The organism is Micromonospora sp. D75, from assembly GCF_018070405.1.
Lineage (GTDB): Bacteria > Actinomycetota > Actinomycetes > Mycobacteriales > Micromonosporaceae > Micromonospora > Micromonospora chalcea.
In genome coordinates this window covers 1-2,598 of sequence record NZ_JAGPXV010000755.1, presented here as the reverse complement: position 1 = coordinate 2,598, position 2,598 = coordinate 1, and the positions used below count along the sequence as shown (strand labels likewise).

The window sequence follows — 2,598 nt, the reverse complement described above, 5'->3', positions numbered from 1 at the left end:
GAAGACGATCGCCGGGGCGTTCGACTTGGCCTGCTCGAACAGGTCGCGGACACGGCTGGCGCCGACGCCGACGAACATCTCGACGAAGTCGGAGCCGGAGATGGAGTAGAAGGGCACCCCGGCCTCGCCGGCGACCGCGCGGGCCAGCAGCGTCTTGCCGGTTCCGGGCGGGCCGAACAGCAGCACGCCCTTCGGGATCTTGGCGCCGAGGGCCTGGTACTTCGCCGGGTTCTGCAGGAAGTCCTTGATCTCGTGCAGTTCCTCGACGGCCTCCTCGGCCCCGGCCACGTCCGCGAAGGTGGTCTTCGGCGTGTCCTTGGTGATCATCTTCGCCTTGGACTTGCCGAAGTTGAGCACCCGCGAGCCGCCACCCTGCATCTGCGACATGAAGAACAGCAGCAGGAGCACGAGCAGCGCGATGGGAAGCAGGTTGACCAGCAGGCTGACCCAGATGCTGTCCGACGACACCTTGGTGTCGACCGGGCCGGTGATCCGGTCCGCCGCCTCGGCCTCGCGGACCTGGTTCCAGACCTGGCCGCCGACCTCGTACGGGAACTGCGCCTCGATCTTGTCGGTGGTGGTGTCGTCGCCGAACTTGGCCTTGTCCTTCAGGTCGAGCTGGAGCGTCTGCTCCTTGTCCTGGAAGACGACCTTCTCGATGCCGCCCTTGTTGAGCTGGTCGAGCGCGACGGACGTGTCCACCCGGTGGTAGCTGGGACCAGCGGTGAACAGTTGACTGAGCACAACGGCGCCGAGGATGACCAGGATGATCCAGACCACCGGTCGGCGGAAGAAACGCGTACGTTCCATGCTGTTGTCGGGTGCCGAGGCGCCCGCATCCTCCTGATCGACGTCCTGACCGTCTGAATGGTGTCGCCGCCTTGAGCGGCGGCCGGGGCCGCCGTGCGGGCCGGCCCGACCCCCGGGGCACGCAAACTGCCGCACCACGGTCATTCGACGGTACACCGTACGCGCGACGAGCGAGCTTGCGAGCCCGTCACTTACGCGCAGGGCGAACCCGGGTTTGGGCCGGCGTGGCGGGGAGCTCCGCACCCGGCCCACCCATACCGCACGGTCAGCGGTTCGAGGGGTCGGGCGTGGAGGGTGCCTCCACGTCACCGGCCCCTACCGTAGACCGGAAGGCTGAGAGCCCGCTGAATGTCCGCTGACGAAGGGCTCGGCGGAACTCACGCCCGGGCGTACACCTCGGGCTTGAGCACCCCGACGTAGGGCACCTCGCGGTAGCGCTCGCCGAAGTCGAGGCCGTAGCCCACGACGAACTCGGTGGGGATGTCGAATCCGACGTACTTGACCGGAACCTGCACCTTGACCGCGTCCGGCTTGCGGAACAGCGCGACCACCTCGACGCTGGCCGCGGAGCGCGACTCCAGGTAGCGCAGCAGCCAGGACAGGGTCAAACCGGAGTCGACGATGTCCTCGACCACCACCACGTGCCGGCCGGCGATGTCCCGGTCCAGGTCCTTGAGGATGCGGACCACGCCGGACGAGGTGGTGCCCTGGCCGTAGGAGGAGACGGCCATGAACTCCAGCTCGGCGGGCGGGCCCTGGCGGCCCAGCGCGCGGGCGAAGTCGGCCATGAACATGACCGCGCCCTTGAGCACGCAGACGAGCAGGAGGCCGTCCTCGACGTGCGCGTAGTCCGCCGAGACCTGCTTGGCCAGCTCCGCGGTCTTGTCGCGGATCTGGGCCTCCGAGATGATCACGTGGTCGATGTCGGCGTCGTACCAGGAGCCGTCAGCCATGCTCCTAGCCTGCCGTACGCCCCACGGCGGCCGTCGGCGGGGCCGCTCCTTTTGGCGCGGTCCCGCCGGGGATTTTCGGCGCGATCTGAACAAATCACCTCAGCAGGTACGGGAGCGCCAGCGCTGCCCGTCATCGCTCGGCTTCCAGTCGGCCGAGTCGCGGGTGTCGGCAGTGAGCCCGAAGGCGCTGGCCCCGACGAGGAGAAGCAGGAAGAGCAGGAACAACAGAACGGTCATGGCGGCGCTCGCTTTCGCATGGTTGAGACGGTTTTCGCCGCCGGTGCGCACCGGACACCATTGATTCTGCGAGCCACCGACCGATACGGACAGTGGCAGGAATGTCATTGGGCATCGATTTACTGCCACCGGTCGGGTTACCCTCGTCACATGCTCCGCTCGGTCGCCGTCATCGTCATGGACCAGGTCGCCGCGTTCGAGCTCGGCGTGCTCGCCGAGGTCTTCGGCACCGACCGCACCGCCGACGGCTTCCCCAGCTACCGGTTCGATGTCTGCACCGCCGACGGCGGCCCGGTCCGCAGCCGCTCCGGATTCCTGCTCGCCCCCACCGCCGACCTCACAGTGGTCGAGGACGCCGACCTGGTGGCGGTGCCCGCGCACGCCGACGGCGCCCCAGTGCCCGAACCGGTGCTCGCCGCGCTGCGCCGCGCCGCCGACCGCGGAGCCTGGCTGCTCAGCGTCTGCGCCGGCGCGTTCGTCCTCGGCGAAGCCGGCGTGCTCGACGGGCGCGCCTGCACCACCCACTGGCGCTACACAGACGAGCTCCAGCGACGCTTCCCGGCCGCCCAGGTGCAGTGCGACTCGCTCTACGTGCAGG

The 2,598-nt window shown here is 68.8% G+C and carries 4 protein-coding genes; 1 reads left to right on the top strand and 3 read right to left on the bottom strand.

Annotated elements, in window-relative coordinates; genetic code table 11:
• The 3 genes from KBX39_RS28620 to KBX39_RS28610 all read right to left on the bottom strand — a co-directional run.
• The coding region (locus KBX39_RS28620) for an ATP-dependent metallopeptidase FtsH/Yme1/Tma family protein (protein ID WP_210873506.1) at positions 1 to 810 on the bottom strand (810 nt) is incomplete at its 3' end.
• A 377-nt stretch (positions 811 to 1,187) separates the two neighbouring features.
• Positions 1,188 to 1,763: a hypoxanthine phosphoribosyltransferase gene (hpt, locus tag KBX39_RS28615; RefSeq protein WP_013288988.1), complete on the bottom strand. Its 576-nt coding sequence runs from the start codon at positions 1,761 to 1,763 to the stop codon at positions 1,188 to 1,190.
• A gap of 99 nt (positions 1,764 to 1,862) precedes the next feature.
• The gene (locus KBX39_RS28610; RefSeq protein WP_167435576.1) at positions 1,863 to 2,000 is read right to left on the bottom strand and encodes a hypothetical protein; all 138 of its coding nucleotides are present in this window, start codon (positions 1,998 to 2,000) and stop codon (positions 1,863 to 1,865) included.
• A 150-nt stretch (positions 2,001 to 2,150) separates the two neighbouring features.
• Between KBX39_RS28610 and KBX39_RS28605 the strand changes: the two genes are divergently transcribed.
• Positions 2,151 to 2,598: DJ-1/PfpI family protein (locus tag KBX39_RS28605; protein WP_210873504.1), on the top strand; the 448-nt coding region annotated here is incomplete at its 3' end.